Here is a 19,704-nt window from a genome sequence, read left to right as displayed (position 1 = left end):
AGGGATCGCGTCCTTCGCCGCTTCAATGGCGCGTCCGCATGCTCGCGCCCGTCACTCCGCTGCCGATGGAACTGCCGAGCGAACGCGCCGTGCGCTTGACGAGCGCGAGACGCATGCGCTCGCGCCCTTCTCCATCGAAATCGCCGAAATAGCGCGTCTTGCCCGCGACCACCGCGCCGACCGGCACGCCGTCGAGATACAGCACGCGATTGGCTGCGAGCGCCGGCACTTTTTCTCCCGGCAGCAAGGTGCCGACGAGATTGAGCGGATCGACCGCCGACAGCGCCACGAACACGCCGTCCTTCGGCCGCTTGCGCATGTCGCGCAGCAGCGGCACGGCTTCGGGCAGCGCGAATTGCTCGCCCGCGAGCCCGGCGACGAAGCGCCCGCCGCGAATCTCGCCGCGCGCTTCCAGCCGGTGATACACGCGCAGCAGATCGCGCCACGGCGGCAGCCATTGCGCCTCGCGCTCCAGAAGACGCCAGAACACGACGCCGTAGCGCCGCAAAAGCGTCAGCGCGATGTGTTCGAGATCGCCGTCTTCGCGCGCGTCGTCCGGTTTCGCGCGGCGCAGGAGCGCCCAGCGGCCCGCGTCGTCCATTCCGCCGATGAAGAGGCCACCGCGCCTCGGACGCCGCGCGAACGCGTTGCGCTTCGCCGCCGGAGCGAGCAGCGCGCGCAGGCCCGCGAAACTGTCGGCATTGACGAGTCCGAGCGCGACCAGTTCGCCGAGCGCGTCTTCGAGTTCGGTGCGCAGAAGGCGCACGTCGGAGAGCAGTTCGTCGAAGAACATCGCGCCGTGCGCTTTGAGCGCGTCGAACACGCGTTCGGCACGCGATGACAGTTCCGGCGCTTCGTCGGGACGCATGAGCGCGTTCCATGCATCGAGGTGACGGCGCGGCAGCAGCACGATCGGCGTGCCGCGCACCGGACCGCCCGATGCGCGCGAGCGTCCTGCCGGACGCGTCCACACGAGTTTGCCCGCGCGGCACAGATCGTCGAGCCACATGCCCGAATAATCGGCGATGCGCGCCGGCAGTATTTCTTCCTCCCACGCGACGGCGGGCGCCTCGAAACCTTCGAGCTGTTCGAGCACGGCGCCGAGCGCGTCGCGGCCCTCGCCGCGCGAATCGGGCGCGACGCGCTGCCATTCGAGCAGAAAGCGCATGAAATCCTGCCGCTCGACCGGCTCGATTTCGCGACGCAGCCGCCGCACCGTATAGCGATGAATCCGCGCGAGCAAATGCCGCTCGCACCACTCTTCGACCTGCGCGCCCGGCGCGAACCGTCCGCGCATCACGTAGCCCTGCGCTTCGAGCCGCGTCAGGGCGAGCGCGATCGCCGACGCGGGCAGCGCGAGCGGACGCGCGATCTCCGGCACCGTCAGCGGCCCGAATCCCGACAGACGCGCGCGCACGATTTCGACGAGCGCGTCGTCGGTTGTCCACGCATCGTCGAAACCGGGCGGCGGCTGCAGCGACGGATGCATCGGCGCATGCTCGTAGACGGCGCGCACACACGCGAGACGTTCGACGGGCGTCCACAGCGCGTCGTGCTCCGCGATCTGCAGACGCGTCGCTCGGCCGGAGCGCGCGAGCGCATCCAGCCACGCGATCCATTGCGGGTCGCGTTGCGCTTCGGATTCGGCGATGCAGGCGAGCGTCGAAAGCGCCTCGTGCATTTCATCGGCGCTCGTGACTTCGGGCCAGGCTTCGTCGCGCACGCTCGCGATGGCGTCGGGATCGAGCGCGCCGAGATCGTCCGCCGAATGCGGATCGCTCCATCGGCGCGCGAGCACGGCCTGCGTGCGGCGTTCCTCGAGCGGCGCATCGTCGAGAAACGCATACGGCCGCGCCGACAGAATCTCGGCCGCGAGCGGCGACGGCGCGGGCAATTCGCGCGTGACGAGCCGCACATCGCCTGCTTCGATGCGCCGCAGGAGCGCGAGCCACGCGTCGGCATCCATCGCGTCGTGGAGGCAATCGTCGATCGTCTGCTCGACGAGCGGATGCGTCGGCACGTCGCGCTCGCCCGAGATGTTTTCCGCGCACGCGACCTGATCCGGGAACACCGCCGCGAGCAGATCCTCGCTTTTCATGCGCTGCAACTGCGGCGCGACCTTGCGCCCGCCGGTATAGCGCGGCAGCGCAAGCGAGTTGGTCGCGTTCCAGCGCCAGCGCACGCCAAAGAGCGGCGCGTCGAGCAGCGCCTGGATCAGCACGTGCTCGGCAGTCGCCGATTTCAGATAGCGCCAGACGTCATCGAGCGCAAAGCTGTGGCTGCCCGTCAGCGACAGCACGATCGCGTCCTCGGTCGCGGCCGCCTGCAGCTCGAAGTTGAACGTGCGGCAGAAGCGCTTTCTCAGCGCGAGTCCCCACGCACGATTCACGCGGCTGCCGAACGGCGCGTGGATGACGAGCTGCGTGCCGCCGGATTCGTCGAAGAAGCGCTCCATGACGAGCGTGTCCTGCGTCGGCAGCACGGTCAGCGCGGCGCGCGAACGCGCCAGATAATCGACGATCTGCCGCGCGGCTTCGATGTCGATGCCACTTTCTTGTGCAAGCCGCGCGACCGTCGCTTCGACGCCGCTATCGAGCCATGCGTCGACATCGGCGCGCAGACGCGAAATCGCATGAGAAAGCTCGTCGCTGCGGCCCGGCGCTTCGCCGAGCCAAAACGGGATGTTCGGCGGCTGGCCGTTCGCGTTTTCGACGCGCACGCGCCCGCCTTCCACGCGCACGATCCGGTACGACGTATTGCCGAGCTGAAAGATGTCGCCCGCGAGACTCTCGACGGCGAAATCCTCGTTCACCGTGCCGATCTGCAAGCCTTGCGGTTCGAGGATCACGGCGAAATCGGCGTTGTCCGGTATCGCGCCGCCCGAGGTCACGGCCGTCAGCTTGCCGCCGCGACGGCCGCGCAGCGTGCGCGAGACTGCATCGCGATGCACGTACGCCGCGCGCACGCCCTGCCGTCCGGTATAGCCCTCCGCGAGCGTGCGCAGCACGGCCTCGTAATGCGCCCGATCGAGCGTCGCGTACGGATACGCGCGCGTGATGCGCTCGAACAGTGCGTCCTCGCCCCACTCGCGGCACGCGACTTCGGCGGTGATCTGCTGCGCGAGCACGTCGAGCGGCGCGTGCGGGATCGTCAGGGCATCGAGTTCGCCGCGCCGCACGCAATCGAGGAGCGCCGCGCATTCGATCAGATCGTCGCGCGAGGTCGGGAAAAGCCGTCCTTTCGGCACGCCGCCGACGTGATGCCCGGAGCGCCCGACACGCTGCAAGAATGCGCCGATCGAGCCGGGCGAGCCGATCTGGCAGACGAGATCGACATCGCCGATATCGATGCCCAGTTCCAACGACGCCGTCGCGATCAGCACGCGCAGTTCGCCGCGCTTCAGACGCTGCTCCGCGTCCAGCCGATGCTCGCGCGCAAGACTGCCGTGATGTGCGGCCACGGCTTCCTTGCCGAGGCGCTCGGTCAGATGCCGCGCCGCGCGCTCGGCCATGCGCCGCGTGTTGACGAAGACGAGCGTCGTCCGATGCAGCCCGGCAAGCTCCGCGAGACGGTCGTAGACGCGCTCCCACATGTCGTTGGACATGATCGCTTCGAGCGGCATCGGCGGGAGGTCGAGCGCGAGATCGCGCGCTCGAACATGTCCGACATCGACGATCTCGCAGGGCTGGTTATCACCGACGAGAAACTTCGCGACGAGTTCGATCGGCTTTTGCGTCGCCGACAAGCCGACGCGCACGGGCCGCTGCCCGCCCGCTTCCTCGCACAGCGCGTCGAGGCGCGCGAGCGACAGGCTCAGGTGCGAACCGCGCTTGCTGCCCGCGACCGCATGAATCTCATCGACGATCACCGTGCGCGTGGTCGAAAGCATCGCGCGGCCGGAATCGGACGACAGCAGCACGTAGAGCGATTCCGGCGTCGTAACGAGGATATGCGGCGGGCGCTTCCTGACGGCGTTGCGCTCTTGCTGCGTCGTGTCGCCGGTACGGACGGCCGCGCGAATCTCGGGCGCCGCCACGCCGGATTCGCGCAAGGTCTGCGCGATGCCCGCGAGCGGCTCCTCCAGATTGACGTGGATGTCGTTCGACAGCGCCTTCAGCGGCGACACGTATACGACGCGCGTCTCGTCCGGCAGCGTCCCGCCGCGCGCGACGCCGTCACGCACCAGTTCGTCGATGGCGGCGAGAAACGCGGTAAGCGTCTTGCCGGAGCCGGTCGGCGCGGCGACGAGCGTCGAGCGGCGCGCGTGGACGAGCGGCCACGCGCGCGCCTGCGCCGCGGTCGGCGCGGGAAAGCGGGCGCCGAACCACGCGGCGACGGCGGGATGAAAGCCGTGCAGCGCGTCGGCGATGGAAGCGGATTTTCGGATCATTCGGACATTCTATGGGCGCTTGAGAAACGGCGTATTACTGGCGCTTTTCGGACAGTTCCCATGCGACCCGGAACGCTTTACAGCGATGCTAGGCGGTTCGCCCAAGCAATCCGTTCAAACGCTTTCCGCCTCTCATGATCGTCCTAAGCCTTCTGTCCGACCACGCGCCCGGCGCGCTCGCCAACCATCGCCACTACGCACGGGAATTCGGCTATCGCCACATCGAGATCGACTTGTCCGATTTGTCGGGAAGCAACAAGCACCTGCAATGGGTCTACAAGTACGAAGCGTTGCTGCGTCATTTGAGCCGCGCCGCGCCGAACGAAATCCTCATGCTGCTGAGCGAGAACGCCGCGATACTGCGGCCCGTCGCCTTGCCCGATCTCATGGCCGGGCGCGACTGGCTCCTGACTTGCGCCGAAGGCCATATCCCGCAGACGGATATCCTCATCTTCCGCAATACAGAACCGGTGCGCCGCAAGCTCGCGGATCTCGTCGGCCGCTGCCGGCTCGGCGTCGCGTTGCCGGAAAACGAAGGCGAAATGCTGCATGACTTCACGATTTGCCCGCAACAGTTCCGCGTCGGCGACGTGTACGTTGTGCTTCCGGCCGCGGTCAATCTCGAATGCGTCTGGGCGACGTGGAACAGCTTCTCCACCTGCTTTCGCGACGAGAAACATCATCGGCGGCTTCGTGCGGCAGCGTTTGAACACATCAACGAATGCAGGACGCGCGCAACGCCGTTTCTCTCGCTCGCCAATCCGGGCGTGCATGAAACCGAAACGCAAAGCGTCTATCAACCGAACCACGCGATCGCGATCGTCATGCTCTATACGCCGAATATCGCGCAGTACGGGCGCATCGCCGAGGCCAACATCAGGCAATATTGCAAACGCCACGGTTACACGCTTTACGTGCATCGCGATGTTCCGCCGCGATTGAACGACGGAAAGACGTCGGCGAACTGGCACAAGGCCGCGTTGCTGCACGCGTACTTGCCGCATCATCAATGGGTGTTCTGGCTCGATGCCGATGTGCTCATCAACGACATGAACCGCCGTCTCGAACCGCTCACGCGCGAACGCGACACCGTGTTGGCACGCGATATCGGAACGTGGGCGTTCAACTCCGGCATCATGGGCTTTCAGCGCAATCAGCAGAACTACGACGCTCTCGCGCGCGTGATCGAAAGGTGCCGGAACCTCGCCGACAGATCCCACATCTATGCGAACCAGGGCGATCAGTATTACTTCATCGATGTCTTCCACTCGCTGCCGGACTTCGATTCGACGCGCATTTACGATTTCATCGAACTGAACACGCCCTGGGTCTATCGCCGCCCGGACAGCTTCATGGTTCATTACATCGGCATGTGGGAAGATAACCGCGCGCTTATCATGGACTACGACCTCCGCCACGCCGCGATGGAATGACGCGCTCGCCACCATCGTTGCCGCGCCGCCGGTAAGATGTACCGGACGGCGCCGCGCGTGCCCTGCAACCAAACCGCCACAATCACAGCCGATCATTAACCAGCGCGCAGGATTCGATCTGCGCAAGCCGCACGCACGACGCTCGACCAATCCTCTCACTCATCAGGAGAACCAATTGAACGACGACGTCACTCGCACGACCGCCCTCGAGACGCCTCTCGATCCCGATCTTCTCGCGAAGATCGACGCCTACTGGCGGGCCTGCAATTACCTTTCGGTCGGCATGATTTACCTGCGCGCGAATCCGCTGCTGCGCGAGCCGCTCGAGCGCGAACACATCAAGCGGCGTCTGCTCGGACACTGGGGCTCCGATCCCGGCCAGTCGTTCGTCTGGGTGCATCTGAACCGGCTCATCAAGCGCGATGATCTGAACGTCCTGTTCGTCTCCGGTCCCGGCCATGGCGCGCCCGCGACGCTCGCGAACTCGTGGCTCGAAGGCCATTACTCGGAGATTTACCCCGATCGCAGTTTCGACGAGCGCGGCATGCTCAAGCTCTTTCGCGCGTTTTCGTCGCCGGGCGGCATCGGCTCGCATTGCACGCCGGAAACGCCGGGATCGATTCACGAAGGCGGCGAGCTCGGTTACAGCCTGTCGCATTCGTTCGGCGCGGCGTTCGACAATCCCGATCTGATCGTCGCGGCGGTCGTGGGCGACGGCGAAGCGGAAACCGGCCCGCTCGCCACATCATGGCATTCGAACAAGTTTCTCAATCCCGCGACCGACGGCGCCGTGCTGCCGATTCTCCACCTGAACGGCTACAAGATCGCCAATCCGACGATCCTCGCGCGCATTCCGCACGACGAGCTCGAAGACCTGTTCAGGGGCTACGGCTACGCGCCGCATTTCGTCGAAGGCGACGATCCGGAAACGATGCATCAGCGCATGGCCGCGACCTTGGAACGCTGCATCGCTGATATCCGCGCGATTCAGGCGAACGCGCGCGCCAAGCCTGAGAACGTGACGCGCCCGCGCTGGCCGATGATCGTGTTGCGCACGCCCAAAGGCTGGACCGGACCGAAGGAAGTCGACGGCCGGAAGGTCGAGGATTACTGGCGCTCGCATCAGGTGCCGATCGCGGATGCCGTAAGCAATCCCCGCAGTCTCGCGCAACTGGAAGCGTGGCTGCGCAGCTACAAGCCCGAGGAACTGTTCGATGAAGACGGCCGTCTGATCGAACCGCTGCGCGCGCTCGCGCCCGAAGGCACGCGCCGCATCAGCGCGAATCCGCACGCGAACGGCGGCGCGCTGCGGCAATCGCTCGACATGCCCGATATCCGCGACTACGCGTTCGAGTTCAAACGCGCCGCAAGCGTCTACACGTCGCCGACGGCCGTGCTCGCCACGTTCCTGCGCGAAGTGATCCGCCGCAACATGACGAGATTCCGTCTCTTTGGCCCGGACGAGACCGCGAGCAACAAGCTCGACGGCGTGTACGAAGTATCGGGCAAGCGCTGGATCGCACAGACGCTGCCCGAAGACGAAGACGGCGGCGCGCTGTCCGTCGACGGACGCGTCATGGAGATGCTGTCGGAGCACACGCTCGAAGGCTGGTTCGAAGGTTACGTGCTCACCGGGCGTCACGGTCTTTTCGCGACCTACGAAGCGTTCGTGCACGTCATCGATTCGATGTTCAACCAACACGCGAAGTGGCTCGAAAAAGCAAAAACCGAAGTCGGCTGGCGCGCGCCGGTGCCGTCGATCAACCTGCTCATCACGTCGCTCGTGTGGCGGCAGGATCACAACGGCTTCACGCATCAGGATCCCGGCTTTCTCGATGTCGTTACGAACAAGAGCCCGAACGTCGTGCGTATCTATCTGCCGCCCGATGCGAACTGCCTGTTGAGCGTCGCGGATCACTGTCTGCGCACGCACGACTACGTGAATGTGATCGTCGCGGACAAGCAGCCGCATCTGCAATATCTGAACATGCAGGACGCCATCGTGCATTGCGCGAAGGGCATCGGCATCTGGGACTGGGCGTCGACGGATCAGGGCGCGGAGCCGGATGTCGTGATCGCGTGCGCGGGCGATATCGCGACGATGGAAGCGCTCGCCGCCGTCGAAATCCTGAAGGCGCATTGCACCGATCTGAAGATTCGCTTCGTCAACGTCGTCGATCTCTTCAGGCTGCTGCCGGACACCGAGCATCCGCACGGCTTGTCGCATCGCGATTTCGATTCGATCTTCACGCGCGACAAACCCGTGATCTTCAACTTCCACTCGTACGCGTCGCTCGTGCACAAGCTCACGTACAACCGCACGAATCACGCGAACATGCACGTTCACGGCTATCGCGAGCGCGGCAACATCAACACGCCGTTCGAACTCGCGATCATCAACGGCGTGGATCGCTATACGCTCGCGATCGACGTGATCGACCGCGTGCCGCGCATCGCGGGCAGCAGCGCGCATACGAAGGAATGGCTCAAGAACCAGATCATCGAGAGCGTGCGGTACGCGCATGAGGAAGGCATCGATCGCGACGAGATCCGCGAGTGGACGTGGAAGGATTGATGCGAGACTGAATGCGGCATGCAAGATGCCATCTGGCCTGATGAATGCAAAACGCCGGATGCAAAATGCAAAGAGCGCCCGGGGACATGCAGTCCGCCGGGCGCTTTCCCGTTCGGAGAAGCCTTGGCGTCAGGCTTTGCGCTCCGAATGATCCTTCTGCCTGAGCGTCTGCGGCAAGCCGAAGAGCAGCAACAGCGCGCACAGCACGCTCATCGCGCCGATCGCATACAGCGCGGGCGTCGTGCTGCCCATCGTGTCGCGGATGCGGCCGACCATCACCGGGCTCACGATGCCGCCCAGTTGCCCCAGCGTGTTGATCAGCGCAATCCCGCCCGCCGCGCCCGCGCCGGTCAAGAGCTTCGGCGGCAGCGCCCAGAACGCCGGAATCGAGGCGATCACACCCGCGCCCATCACGCCGAGCGCGGCGATGAGCAGCGTCGTCTGCTTGTCGAAGATGCCCGCCGCGAAGAAGCCGGCAGCCGCCATCACGAGCAGCGTCGCGACGAACTTGCGGCGCTCGCCCGACCGGTCCGACATGCGGCCGACCACGACCATGCAGATCGCGCCGCAGATATATGGCACGGCCGTGAGCAAGCCGATGATCGTCGGATTCTGCGTGCCCGCCGCCCGGATCAGATGCGGCGCCCAGAAGTTGAGACCGTACGACGCGATCTGAATCAGGAAGTAGATCAGGCCGAGCATCAGGAAGCCGGGCGTTCTGATCGCGCCGAACAGCGAATGGCCGGTGTCGGTATGCTGACTTTGCGTCGAGATCTGGCTCTTCAGATACGTCTTCTCGTCGCTCGTGAGCCACGCGGCGTCATCGACGCGATCTTTCAGCACCTTCAGCACGAGAATGCCAAGCAGCACGCACGGCAGGCCGCCGAGCAGGAACAGCCAGTGCCATCCCGCGATGCCCGCGACGCCATTCAGATGCCCGAGCACGAGCCCCGACAGCGGCGCACCGAAAAGCCCCGAGAAGGCCGACGCGAGAAACAGCATCGACGTGATGCGCCCGCGATAGCTCGCCGGAAACCACAGCGTCAGGTAATACAGCACGCCCGGCGCGAAGCCCGCTTCCATCGCGCCGATGATGAAGCGCAGTCCGTAGAACTGCCATTCCGTCTGCACGAAGACCATGAGCGCGGTCGCGATGCCCCACGAAATCATGATGCGCGCGATCCAGCGGCGCGCGCCGACCTTGTAGAGCAGCATGTTGCTCGGCACTTCGAAGAGCACATAGCCGATCACGAAAAGACTCGCGCCGAGACCGTATGCGGTGTCCGACAGGCCGAGCGAACTCTGCATCTGAAACTTCGCGAAGCTGATATTGATGCGGTCGAAAAACGCGAAGAAATAGCACAGCATGATGAGCGGCATGAGCCGCAATGCCACCTTGCGGATGATGTGCGAGGTGTTGCCGACAATGTGCGGCTCATCGGCCGCGTGGACGCTTAGATCGCTCATGTTTTGTCTCCAGTGTTGTTTTGGTCTTTTGAATCAGATCGCTTGCACGTAATCGGGCGCCGGATGCAGATCGCAATTGCGTCCCGCCTTCGCGACTTGTCCCGACACTTCGTGTCCGACGAGCGCGGGCAACGTGCGCGACAGCGCAATCAGCCTTGGCAGATCGATGCCCGTCGGAATGCTCATCTCATCGCACATGTTCACGAGGTCTTCGGTGCAGATGTTTCCCGAAGCGCCCGGCGCGAACGGACAGCCGCCGAGACCGCCGAGCGCGGCGTCGAAACGGCGCGCGCCGGTGTCGTAGGCAGCGAGGACGTTGGCGAGGCCGAGGCCGCGCGTATTGTGAAAGTGCAGCGTCAGATCGGCGGCGGGGACGTGTTCGAGCACGCGTGCGACCAGCCGCGCGACCTGACGCGGATTCGCCATGCCGGTGGTATCCGCGAGCGTGATGCCGTCGATGCCCATTTCGCGATACGTCCGCGCGATCGACACGACGCGCTCTTCGTCGATGCGCCCCTCGAACGGGCAGCCGAACGCGGTCGCGACGGTCGCGTTCAGCGAAGCCTTGCCGGAGGCGAGCCGAACGACATCGCCGAAACCGGCCAGCGACGACTCGCAACTCATACGCATGTTCGCGCGATTGTGCGTCTCGCTCGCGGACATCACGAGGTTCAGTTCATCGGCGCCCGCGGCGAGCGCGCGCTCGGCGCCCTTCACGTTCGGCACGAGCGCGACGTAGATCACGCCTCGCCCGCGCCGGATGCCGTTGAAGACCGCGTCGCCATCGCGCAGCGCGGGAATCGCTTTCGGCGACACGAACGAGCCCGCCTCGATGCGGGAGAAGCCGCACGCCGACAATGCGTCGATCAGCGCGATCTTGTCTTCGGTCTCGACCCACTGCTTTTCGATCTGCAGACCGTCGCGCGGCGCGACCTCCTGCACGACCAACGGTTCTTTGTATTCGTAATTCATTGCACCGCTCCTTCGGCACGCAACCGTTCCACTTCATCCGCGGCGAAGCCGAGCGATTCGAGCACCGATTGCGTATGCTCGCCGAGCGCCGGGCCTTGCCAGTGCACTTCGCCCGGCGTATCGGAGAGCTTCGGCACGATGCCCGGCATCTTCACCGATGCGCCGCCCGGCAGTTCTGCCTTCAGCAGCATCTCGCGCGCTTGGTAATGCGCGTCGTTGACGATGTCCGCGACGGAGTAGATGCGACCCGACGGCACTTCCTCGCGTTCGAGCGTCGCCAGGACATCGTCCATCGAATGATGCGAGGTCCACGCGGTGATCGCTTCGTCGAGCATTGCGCTGTGACGCACGCGGCCGTCGTTGCGGGCAAGCGCGGGATCGTCCGCGAGATCGGGACGGCCGATCACGTTCATGAGCCGCCTGTAGATCGGGTCGCTGTTGCCCGCGATCACAACGAAGCCGCCATCCTCCGTGCGATACGTGTTCGACGGCGCAATGCCCGGCAGCGCCCCGCCGCTGCGCTCGCGCACATGGCCGAGCAGATCGTATTCGGGTACGAGGCTTTCCATCAGATTGAACACGCTTTCGACGAGCGAGACATCGACCACCTGGCCGTCGCCCTTGCCGGTCTTCACGCGCAGCACCGACATCAGCGCGCCGATCACGCCGTGCAGCGAAGCGAGCGAATCGCCGAGACTCACGCCGACGCGCGCCGGCAGCCCTTCTGCGTCGCCCGTCGTGTAACGGATGCCGCCCATCGCCTCGCCGATCGCGCCGAAGCCCGGCCGGTCGCGGTACGGACCCGTCTGGCCGTAGCCGGAGATGCGGACCATCGTGAGCTTCGGGTTTATTGCATGCAAAACGTCCCAGCCGAGACCGAGTTTTTCGAGCGCGCCGGGCCGCATGTTTTCGATGACGATGTCGGCATCGGCGGCGAGACGCTTGATCACGTCCGCGCCTTCGGGCGACTTGAGATTCACGCACACCGACTTCTTGTTGCGCGATTGCAGATACCACCAGAGCGAAGTGCCCTCGTGCAGCTTGCGCCATTTGCGCAGGGGATCGCCGGTATTCGGCGCTTCGATCTTGATGACTTCCGCGCCGAATTCGGCCAGCATGCGCGCCGCGAACGGCGCGGCGATCAGCGTGCCGATTTCGATGACGCGAATGCCCTGAAGAGGTCCGCTCATGCCGCTGTCTCCTGATGATGTGCTTTTCGATGGAGACAAGCTTATTGGCGAACGCTCGGGGGCGTCCAACCGCATTTCGGCAAGCATCGTTCGTCAAACGCGAACGCTCGCCGGTTTTTTGAATGCTAAATGCCTGCTTCGACGGTCCGCAGATGATCGAACAGCAGCCGGCTCACGGGCGATAGCGCATCCGAATCGCGCACGACGATCACGAGGCTGCGCGCTGCCCAGTCGTCGTCGAGCGCGACGGCCGCGAGTCCGAGCTGACGGCCCATCGCTTCGAACACCTGCATCGGCAGCACGCCGACGCCCATGCCCGCCTGCACCATGCGGCACACGGCGTCGAAACCGGGAACGTGGATGCGCAACCGCAGTGCGCGCCCCGCCTGACGCGCCGCGAGATGCGTGCGCTGGTTGATGGAACTCGCCGAATGCAGCCCGATGTGATCGAAGTCGAGCGTCTGCGCGAATGCGATGCTCGCGCGCTTCGCCAGCGGATGATCGCCGGGCATGACGAGCGCGAGCCGGTCGTGCCGGTAATGCGCGGTTTCGAGGCCGCGCGTGTCGGCGTCGCCGGAACAGATGCCCAGGTCGACGAGACTGTCCGCGACGCCTTCCACGATGCCGCCGCTCGGGCGCTCCTCGAGATCGATCTTGATCTGCTCGTGCACGGACGAAAACGCGCGCAAGTCTTCCGGCAGGAATTCGACGATCGCCGAGAGATTCGCCATCATCCGCACGTAGCCGCGGACGCCGCTCGCATGTTCGGCGAGTTCGATGCCGATGTTCTCGACATCGCGCAGCACGCGCCGCGCGTGATGAAGCAGCGTTTCGCCCGCCGGCGTCAGCGCCATGCCGCGCGCCTTGCGTTCGAACAGCGCGGCGCCGACGGCCTGCTCCAGTTCGAGCAGACGCTTGCTCGCCGCCGACACCGCGATCGCCTCGCGTTCCGCCGCGCGCGTGAGCGTGCCTTCCTCGAACACCGCGAGAAAGAGTTGCAGCGTCGTGAGATCGAGACGCCGAAGGAGATTGCGGGTAGCCATCAGCGCGCGTATTTGAAGGTGCCTTGCGCGCTCGCGATCATCACGCGATCGTCGACCCACGCTTCGCCGCGTGCAAAATAGACGGAGCGTCCCTGACGTTCGAGAAAGCCTTTTGCGACGACCTTGTCGCCGATGCCGCGATCGAGATAGTTCACGGTCAGCGAAAGAGTGAAGCCGTGCACAGGCGCGGCGCCGGTCGGAAAGAGACCGGCGTAGCCGCAAGCGGCGTCGAGCAGCGTGGCGATCGCGCCGCCTTGCAGGATGCGCTGCCGGTTCAGATGCCCGGCGTGTATCGGCATCGTGAATTCGGCGTAGCCCGCGCGCCATTCCGTGAGCGTCGCGCCGAGCGCTTCGAGAAACGGATTGTCCAGATCCAGGTTCGCCACCTTTGCTCCTGATTGCCTGCGTTGCGGCGATTGTGCCATCGGCGGCCAGGCGGTGCCGGCGGCACGAACCTGTTTTCCGGACATCCAGAATGGAAAAACCCGCACGCGGCGGGTTCGATTTACGCAGTTCCGATTTACAAACTTACCGGACCGCGTTCCGTTTGGCAACGCACACAGAAATTCGCTATATGCGTTTCATGAAGGTCCGTCATGAATCGCATGGCGCATCTTTGTGCGCGTAAATATGCGTCGTGACAAAGCGTCTCACGAACGCAACACACTGCATTAAAGGGCGTCAGTTATATCCACGAATGACGCAGGAGTTTTTTTCCTCATCGGTCTTGCCGAAACGTCCGCAAATCTCTGCGATATATTCGGGTTCCGCCGATACCTGACTCGAACGATGCGACACCGGAACGCTCGTGTCGTGCGGCAGCTCGCCGTCGTCGATCCAGGCGTAGAAATGCGCGCTCGTATTGGCTTCCATGTTTTGTCTCCTATCTATGAAGCGCGAAAAAAGCGTTTTGACAGATTCAGAATGCACTCATCGAAAGCGGCTGGCCCTAGTGGATTTCATTAATGGACGAAGCCCGCCAGCCTGACGATGATGATAAGAATGCCCGTTCGCAACGCAAATCCGAACCGGTTCCAATCCGCCTGTCTGTTTCGTAGCGAAAAAAATGCCCGGTGCATGACCGGGCAGACTTGAATCATCGATTATGGAAAGCGGCGTTGGCAGTCTTCTATCAGTTATACGACATTCTTTTCGACGATCGGCCGGCCTTCCAGCACGCGAGTCCAGTCGAGCGGCGATAAATCGAGCGTTTCGTAACGCCCGCGCAAAATCAGTTCGCTGACGCCGCGCCCTGTTGCCGGGCCTTGTTGCAGGCCGTGTCCGCTGAACCCGTTCGCGAAGATGCAATTATCGACATCCGGATGATGGCCGATGATCGCGTTCTGATCGAGCACGTTGTATTCGTAATAGCCGGACCAGCAACGCTCGACGCGCAGCGCCTCGAACGCCGGCACGCGATGCGCGAGCGTCGGCCAGATCACGTCGTCGAAGAGCGCGTGATCGACTTCGTCGAGCGGCAGGTCGTCGGGATCGTTGTCCGCCGAGGGCGACGTGCCGCAAATATACGTGCGCCCTTCAGGACGGAAATAGACGCCCGTGGGATCGATCAGCAACGGCGCGCGCTCGAGCGTCGCCGGCGACGACACATTGAAGATGCTGCGCCGACGCGCGAACACCGGAATGTCGATGCCGAGCATCGCCGCGACCGGACGCGACCACGCACCCGCCGCGTTCACGACGACATCGCATGGATACGTTTCGCCGTTGGCCGCGCGCACGGCGTTCGCACGCCGTCCTTCGCGTTCGATGCCGACGACTTCCGCGGTCACGTAACGCGCGCCGAGCGCCTGCGCCTTGCGACGCAGCGCCTGCACGAGACCGTAGCCGTCGAACCAGCCTTCGCCGCTCTCGCCGAACGCGCCCGCCGCGAGATCGTCCGTGTTGAGCCACGGAAAACGCGCGCGCAGTTGCGCGGCGTCGAGCAGGCTGATGTCCGCGCCGAGCTCTCGCTGCAACGCGTGGTTTTCGCGCAGCGTCGACGCGCCCGCCGCCGTCGCGAGAAAGAGATAACCGCCTTCGTGCAGATCGATCGACGGGCGCTCGCCGTTTACTTCGAGCCGCTCGCCGATCGAACGCAGGAAGTCGATGCCGAAGAGCGACATGCGTACCGAAAGCGGCGTCGAGAACTGCTGCCGGATCGAGGCCGCCGACAGCGCCGACGACGAACGCGCGTAAGTCGGGTCGCGCTCGATCACGGTGACGTGCACGGTCGGGTCCGATGCGCGCAGAAAGTACGCGACCGAGCTGCCGATCACGCCGCCACCTACGATGACAACGCTCGAACTCACGTTGGCCTCAGCTCAGATTGAAGTCGATGCCCTGCGCGAGCGGCAATTCCGACGAGTAGTTGATCGTGTTGGTCGCGCGGCGCATGTAGGCTTTCCAAGCATCCGAGCCCGATTCGCGGCCGCCGCCGGTTTCCTTCTCGCCGCCGAATGCACCGCCGATCTCCGCGCCGCTCGGCCCGATGTTCACGTTCGCGATGCCGCAGTCGCTGCCCGATGCGGACAGAAAGCGCTCGGCCTCGCGCAGATCGGTGGTGAACGCGCACGACGACAATCCGTGCGCGGCGGCGTTGTTCGCGGCGATGGCTTCGTCGAAATCCGTGTAGCGCATCACGTAGAGAATCGGCGCGAAGGTCTCCTTCAGCACGACCTCCGTCTGCGACGGCATTTCGACCAGCGCCGGGCGCACGTAGTAGCCGTTTTCGTGGCCCTTCACGGTCACGCGCTCGCCGCCCGTCACCTTGCCGCCTTCGCCCTTCGCCTGTTCGAGCGCGTCCTGCATGCGCGCGAACGCCTGCACGTCGATGAGCGGGCCCATCAGCACGCCCTGCTCCAACGGATTGCCGACGGGCACTTTGGCGTAGAGATCTTTCAGACGCGCGACGGTTTCGTCGTAGATGCTTTCGTGCACGAAAAGACGCCGCAGCGACGTACAGCGCTGCCCTGCCGTGCCGACCGCCGAGAACAGGATGCCGCGCAGCGCGAGATCGCGATTGGCCGTCTGCGACACGATGCCCGCGTTGTTGCCGCCGAGTTCGAGGATCGAGCGGCCGAAGCGTTCCGCGACCGCGACGCCGACCTTGCGGCCCATTTCCGTGCTGCCCGTCGCGCTGACGATGTCCGAGCGCTTGTCCGCGACGAGCGCCGCGCCGACCTCGCGCCCGCCGATGATGACCGACGCGAGGCCCGCAGGCGCCGCGCCGAATTCATCGATGGCATCGCGCAGGATGCGGTCGACGGCGAGCGCGGTGAGCGGCGTTTTCTCCGATGGCTTCCACACGACCGCGTTGCCGCACACGAGGGCGAGCGCCGCGTTCCACGACCACACCGCGACCGGGAAATTGAACGCCGAGATGATCGTGCACACGCCGAACGGATGCCACGTCTCCGCCATGCGATGACCCGGCCGCTCCGACGCGATCGTCAGGCCGTACAACTGGCGCGAGAGACCGACGGCGAAATCGCAGATGTCGATCATTTCCTGAACTTCGCCCAAGCCTTCCTGGAGAATCTTGCCCGCTTCGAGCGACACGAGCCGGCCGAGCGCCTCCTTCTTCTCGCGCAGCCGATTGCCGAGCAGGCGCACGAGTTCGCCGCGGCGCGGCGCGGGCACGTTGCGCCACGAGGCGAACGCGGTGCGGGCGGCGGCGAGCGCGGCGTCGACGTCGGCGGTGGTGTTCTGCTTCACGCGGCCGATGACTTCGCCCGTGATCGGGGAAGTGACGGCGATATCGCCATCGGTGACGAGGCTCGCGATGCCGAGGTCGGAAAGAATCGATTGTGCATTCACGATGAAAGTCCTTGCGAAGCGGGTTCGTTCGTCGGAGCAAAAGTTTCTGATAAGAAACTTTCGAAAGTCAGGAGACTATACGCGCTGCCGATGGCGCTCACAACAGCTGCCAATATTAGGGTTGTCACCAGATGCGGGCCGTTCGCCGCCGTTTTGCGCGATGTTATTATCGGAAACAAAGCGCTCCCACACGTTCCCATGTCCAGCCCCGGCACCAAGAATTCGCCCGAACAATCCGCGTCCGATCTCGGTGCCCGCGTGAAACGCGCGCGGCTCGCGCACGACCTGACGCTCGAAACCGCGAGCCGGATGTGCGGCGTGTCGCGCTCGGCGCTGTCGAAGATCGAGAACGGGCTGATGTCGCCGACCTTCGACGTGCTTCAGAAAATCGTGCGCGGCCTGCAGATCGATCTCGCCGAACTCTTCGGCACCGCGCCCGCGCCGAATGCGAGCGGCCGGCGCGCGCTCACGCGCCGCAACGAAGGACAGCGCCACGCGTATCGCGGCTATCAGATGGAATTGCTCGCCACCGAACTCGCGCACAAGGCGATGCTGCCGTTTCGCATCCGCATTTCGGCGCACACGCTCGATGCGTTCGACGACTGGGGCCGTCACGAAGGCGAGGAGTTTCTTTACGTGATCAGCGGCAGCGTGTGCCTCTATTCCGAACTCTACGCGCCGACGCATCTGCATGCCGGCGACAGCATCTACTTCGACAGCCGCACCGGCCACGCGGCGATTTCGACGAGCGACGAAGACGCCGAAGTGCTGTGGATGGCCACAGGCGGCGTGCCGGCGCCCTCATCCGCGCGCGATGCCGTGGACGCCGGCTGACGCGTTCATCGCAGGAAAAGACGCATCGGCATTTCGTTCGGGCCGACGGTGAAGGTGCAGACCTCGTGGATATCGGCGGGATTCGTCGCGAGTTGCGCGGTGAAGTTCGCCGTCAGCATCGACACGACGAGACGCATTTCCACCGCCGCCAGACAGTGGCAAATTCGGACACGATCGGATCGAGTGGAGTAGGCATTTCAAATTCTCGTTTCATGATGAAAACGATGATAATGCGGGCGTTTTCCCCGCGTCACCTCGTCCATTCGGGCTAATCCAGCATCAGCCTGCACTGACAGCCTTCCCCTCCACCTTCGCCGCCGACCGCTTGAAATAGGGCGAACTCAACGTCGCCGCGCCCATGTCCGACGCCGCTTCCAGCAGCGCGGGCGCGAGCTCCTTCAGACGCGCCTCCGGCAAACGGCTCGTCGGCCCGGCGAGGCTCACGACGCCCACGACGACGCCCGTCACCGGATGATGAATCGGCGCGGCCATCGACGTCATGCCGGCCTCGTACGTCTCGCTCGCGATGCCGTAGCCGCGTTTGCGCGCCGCCTGCAGATCGGCGAGAAACTGCTGGATCGTCTTCGGCGCCTTCGGTCCGCCCGAGCCGGGCTTGCCGAGCCCGCCCTGCTTCGACACGAGTTCGAGCGCCTCCTCATCGGAAAGCGACGACAGCCACGCCTGTCCGCTCGCCGTGCAATGCAAGGGCGGCTGGCTGCCCATGTCCGGGTCGTAGCGCAGCCCCGACTTCGCGCCCTGCGCCTTGCCGACGAACGTAATGTGATCGTCCTCGACGACGCCCAGCCGCGCCAGTTCGCCGGATTGCGCCGCGAGCCGGTCGAGCACGGGCTGCGACACGTCGAGTACGCCGCCCGTCGACAGATAGATGAGCGCGAGCGACACGAGCTTGAGCGCGAGCATGTATTCGCCATGATCCTCGTCCTGCCGCACGTACCCTTCGTCGATCAGCATCGCGAGCAGGCGATGCGTGCCGCTGCGAGGAATATTGAGCGTGTCGGCGATGGCGGCGAGTTGCATCCGCCCGCCGTTTTTCGCCAACAATTCGATGATCGACAACGCCCGCTCCAGATTTCCCGCCATCTTTCAGTCTCTCGAAGTTCCGATGATTCGGAATGAGAACACGATTCCACCTCGGAATTCAACCGGCGTATGTTTCCTCCAGCCATGCAATCGTCGCCTCGCGCAGACGTTTCGCACGCGTGAGCGCGCTCGCCGATTTCGCCCATTCGTTCATCGGCACTTCGAGCGAGAGCGGAAGATCGTCTGGCAACGCGCGCAGAATGCCCGCGAGATCGAGGCCGCCCTCGCCCGGAATCATCCGCTCGGCGCGCGCCTGATACAGCAACGTTTCGAGATCGCTCGGGCGCTCGGCGGGCGCGTCGCAGAACTGCACGTAACCGAACCATTCGCGCGGCAATTCGCGCAGCGTTCGCGTCGACGATCCCGTGCGGTCGAAATGGATCGGATCCACGATGAGGCCCGTATTCGCGCGCTGCGCCGCTTTCACAATGCGCGCGCCCTGCACGATGTCTTTCGCGTCGGTCCAGGGCATCGGTTCGAGCGACGGCGACAGGCCATACGGCTTCGCGAGATCGCACAGCGCGGCGAGCCGCTCGGCCGTGCGGGCCTCGTCGGGATCGTTGCCCGCGACGAGCACGTAGCGCGCGCCCAGCTCGGCGGCGGTTGCGAGCATCGGTTCGTAATCGGCGACGTTCGTGTCGGGCTTGAGGCGCAGGATTTCGGCATCCAGCACGCCGATGCCGGTATCGCGCAAAGCCGCGAGCGTCTCGCGTTTCAGCGGCGTCGCGCCGACGATCTCGTGGCGCACTTCCGTATCGGTCGCGGGCACGAGGCGCAGGCCGACGAAGTCGTAGCCCGCCTGCGCGGCGCACTCGACCATCTGCGGCGGCGTCAGTTCGAGGATCGTCAGCGCGGACAGAGATAGCTTGCGTCGTGACATCGA

The 19,704-nt window shown here is 64.7% G+C and carries 15 protein-coding genes; 3 read left to right on the top strand and 12 right to left on the bottom strand.

Features of this window, described 5'->3' with window-relative positions:
* Positions 1 to 22: 22 nt before the first annotated feature.
* Complete coding sequence (locus NCS00_RS17020; RefSeq protein ID WP_250440575.1) at positions 23 to 4,390, bottom strand: DEAD/DEAH box helicase; 4,368 nt, start codon at positions 4,388 to 4,390, stop codon at positions 23 to 25.
* Between the two features lie 134 nt (positions 4,391 to 4,524).
* On the opposite strand from NCS00_RS17020, the gene NCS00_RS17015 reads away from it, so the two are divergent.
* A complete protein-coding gene (locus NCS00_RS17015) occupies positions 4,525 to 5,823 on the top strand; it encodes a glycosyltransferase family protein (protein ID WP_250440574.1) in 1,299 nt (432 codons plus the stop codon).
* A gap of 175 nt (positions 5,824 to 5,998) precedes the next feature.
* Positions 5,999 to 8,398 carry a phosphoketolase family protein gene (locus NCS00_RS17010; protein WP_250440573.1) on the top strand — a complete coding sequence of 800 codons (2,400 nt, stop codon included), beginning with the start codon at positions 5,999 to 6,001 and terminating at the stop codon, positions 8,396 to 8,398.
* A 129-nt stretch (positions 8,399 to 8,527) separates the two neighbouring features.
* On the opposite strand, the gene NCS00_RS17005 is transcribed toward NCS00_RS17010, so the two are convergent.
* From NCS00_RS17005 to amaB, 8 genes are all read right to left on the bottom strand, one after another.
* A complete protein-coding gene (locus NCS00_RS17005) occupies positions 8,528 to 9,865 on the bottom strand; it encodes an MFS transporter (protein WP_008353451.1) in 1,338 nt (445 codons plus the stop codon).
* 33 nt (positions 9,866 to 9,898) lie between these two features.
* Complete coding sequence (locus NCS00_RS17000) at positions 9,899 to 10,837, bottom strand: hydroxymethylglutaryl-CoA lyase (protein ID WP_250440572.1); 939 nt, start codon at positions 10,835 to 10,837, stop codon at positions 9,899 to 9,901.
* On the bottom strand, positions 10,834 to 12,027 hold the full coding sequence (locus NCS00_RS16995) for a CaiB/BaiF CoA transferase family protein (RefSeq protein ID WP_250440571.1): 1,194 nt from the start codon (positions 12,025 to 12,027) through the stop codon (positions 10,834 to 10,836). The genes NCS00_RS17000 and NCS00_RS16995 overlap by 4 nt, the downstream gene beginning before the upstream one ends.
* Positions 12,028 to 12,152: 125 nt before the next feature.
* Positions 12,153 to 13,070, bottom strand: coding sequence for a LysR family transcriptional regulator (locus tag NCS00_RS16990; protein WP_008353454.1), 918 nt, complete (start codon positions 13,068 to 13,070; stop codon positions 12,153 to 12,155).
* Positions 13,070 to 13,456, bottom strand: coding sequence for a PaaI family thioesterase (locus tag NCS00_RS16985; protein ID WP_008353455.1), 387 nt, complete (start codon positions 13,454 to 13,456; stop codon positions 13,070 to 13,072). Before NCS00_RS16985 ends, NCS00_RS16990 begins: the two co-directional genes overlap by 1 nt.
* Positions 13,457 to 13,751: 295 nt before the next feature.
* Complete coding sequence (locus tag NCS00_RS16980; protein WP_175979298.1) at positions 13,752 to 13,943, bottom strand: hypothetical protein; 192 nt, start codon at positions 13,941 to 13,943, stop codon at positions 13,752 to 13,754.
* Between the two features lie 263 nt (positions 13,944 to 14,206).
* Positions 14,207 to 15,379, bottom strand: coding sequence for an NAD(P)/FAD-dependent oxidoreductase (locus NCS00_RS16975; RefSeq protein ID WP_250440570.1), 1,173 nt, complete (start codon positions 15,377 to 15,379; stop codon positions 14,207 to 14,209).
* 7 nt (positions 15,380 to 15,386) lie between these two features.
* Complete coding sequence (amaB, locus tag NCS00_RS16970; RefSeq protein ID WP_250440569.1) at positions 15,387 to 16,886, bottom strand: L-piperidine-6-carboxylate dehydrogenase; 1,500 nt, start codon at positions 16,884 to 16,886, stop codon at positions 15,387 to 15,389.
* Positions 16,887 to 17,084: 198 nt separating this feature from the next.
* Here amaB and NCS00_RS16965 point away from each other — a divergent pair, with 198 nt between their 5' ends.
* Positions 17,085 to 17,720, top strand: coding sequence for a helix-turn-helix domain-containing protein (locus NCS00_RS16965; protein ID WP_008353462.1), 636 nt, complete (start codon positions 17,085 to 17,087; stop codon positions 17,718 to 17,720).
* A 5-nt stretch (positions 17,721 to 17,725) separates the two neighbouring features.
* Here NCS00_RS16965 and NCS00_RS33360 read toward each other — a convergent pair whose 3' ends face one another.
* The 3 genes from NCS00_RS33360 to NCS00_RS16955 form a co-directional block, all read right to left on the bottom strand.
* Entirely contained in the window at positions 17,726 to 17,857 is a 132-nt protein-coding gene (locus tag NCS00_RS33360) for a hypothetical protein (RefSeq protein ID WP_284502551.1), read from the bottom strand.
* Between the two features lie 142 nt (positions 17,858 to 17,999).
* A complete protein-coding gene (locus tag NCS00_RS16960) occupies positions 18,000 to 18,821 on the bottom strand; it encodes an IclR family transcriptional regulator (RefSeq protein WP_175979296.1) in 822 nt (273 codons plus the stop codon).
* Positions 18,822 to 18,879: 58 nt separating this feature from the next.
* Complete coding sequence (locus tag NCS00_RS16955; RefSeq protein WP_008353465.1) at positions 18,880 to 19,701, bottom strand: sugar phosphate isomerase/epimerase family protein; 822 nt, start codon at positions 19,699 to 19,701, stop codon at positions 18,880 to 18,882.
* Positions 19,702 to 19,704: the final 3 nt, after the last annotated feature.

It is taken from the genome of Caballeronia sp. AZ1_KS37 (assembly GCF_023631165.1).
GTDB classification, from domain to species: domain Bacteria; phylum Pseudomonadota; class Gammaproteobacteria; order Burkholderiales; family Burkholderiaceae; genus Caballeronia; species Caballeronia zhejiangensis.
This window is presented reverse-complemented; position numbering and strand designations above follow the sequence as displayed.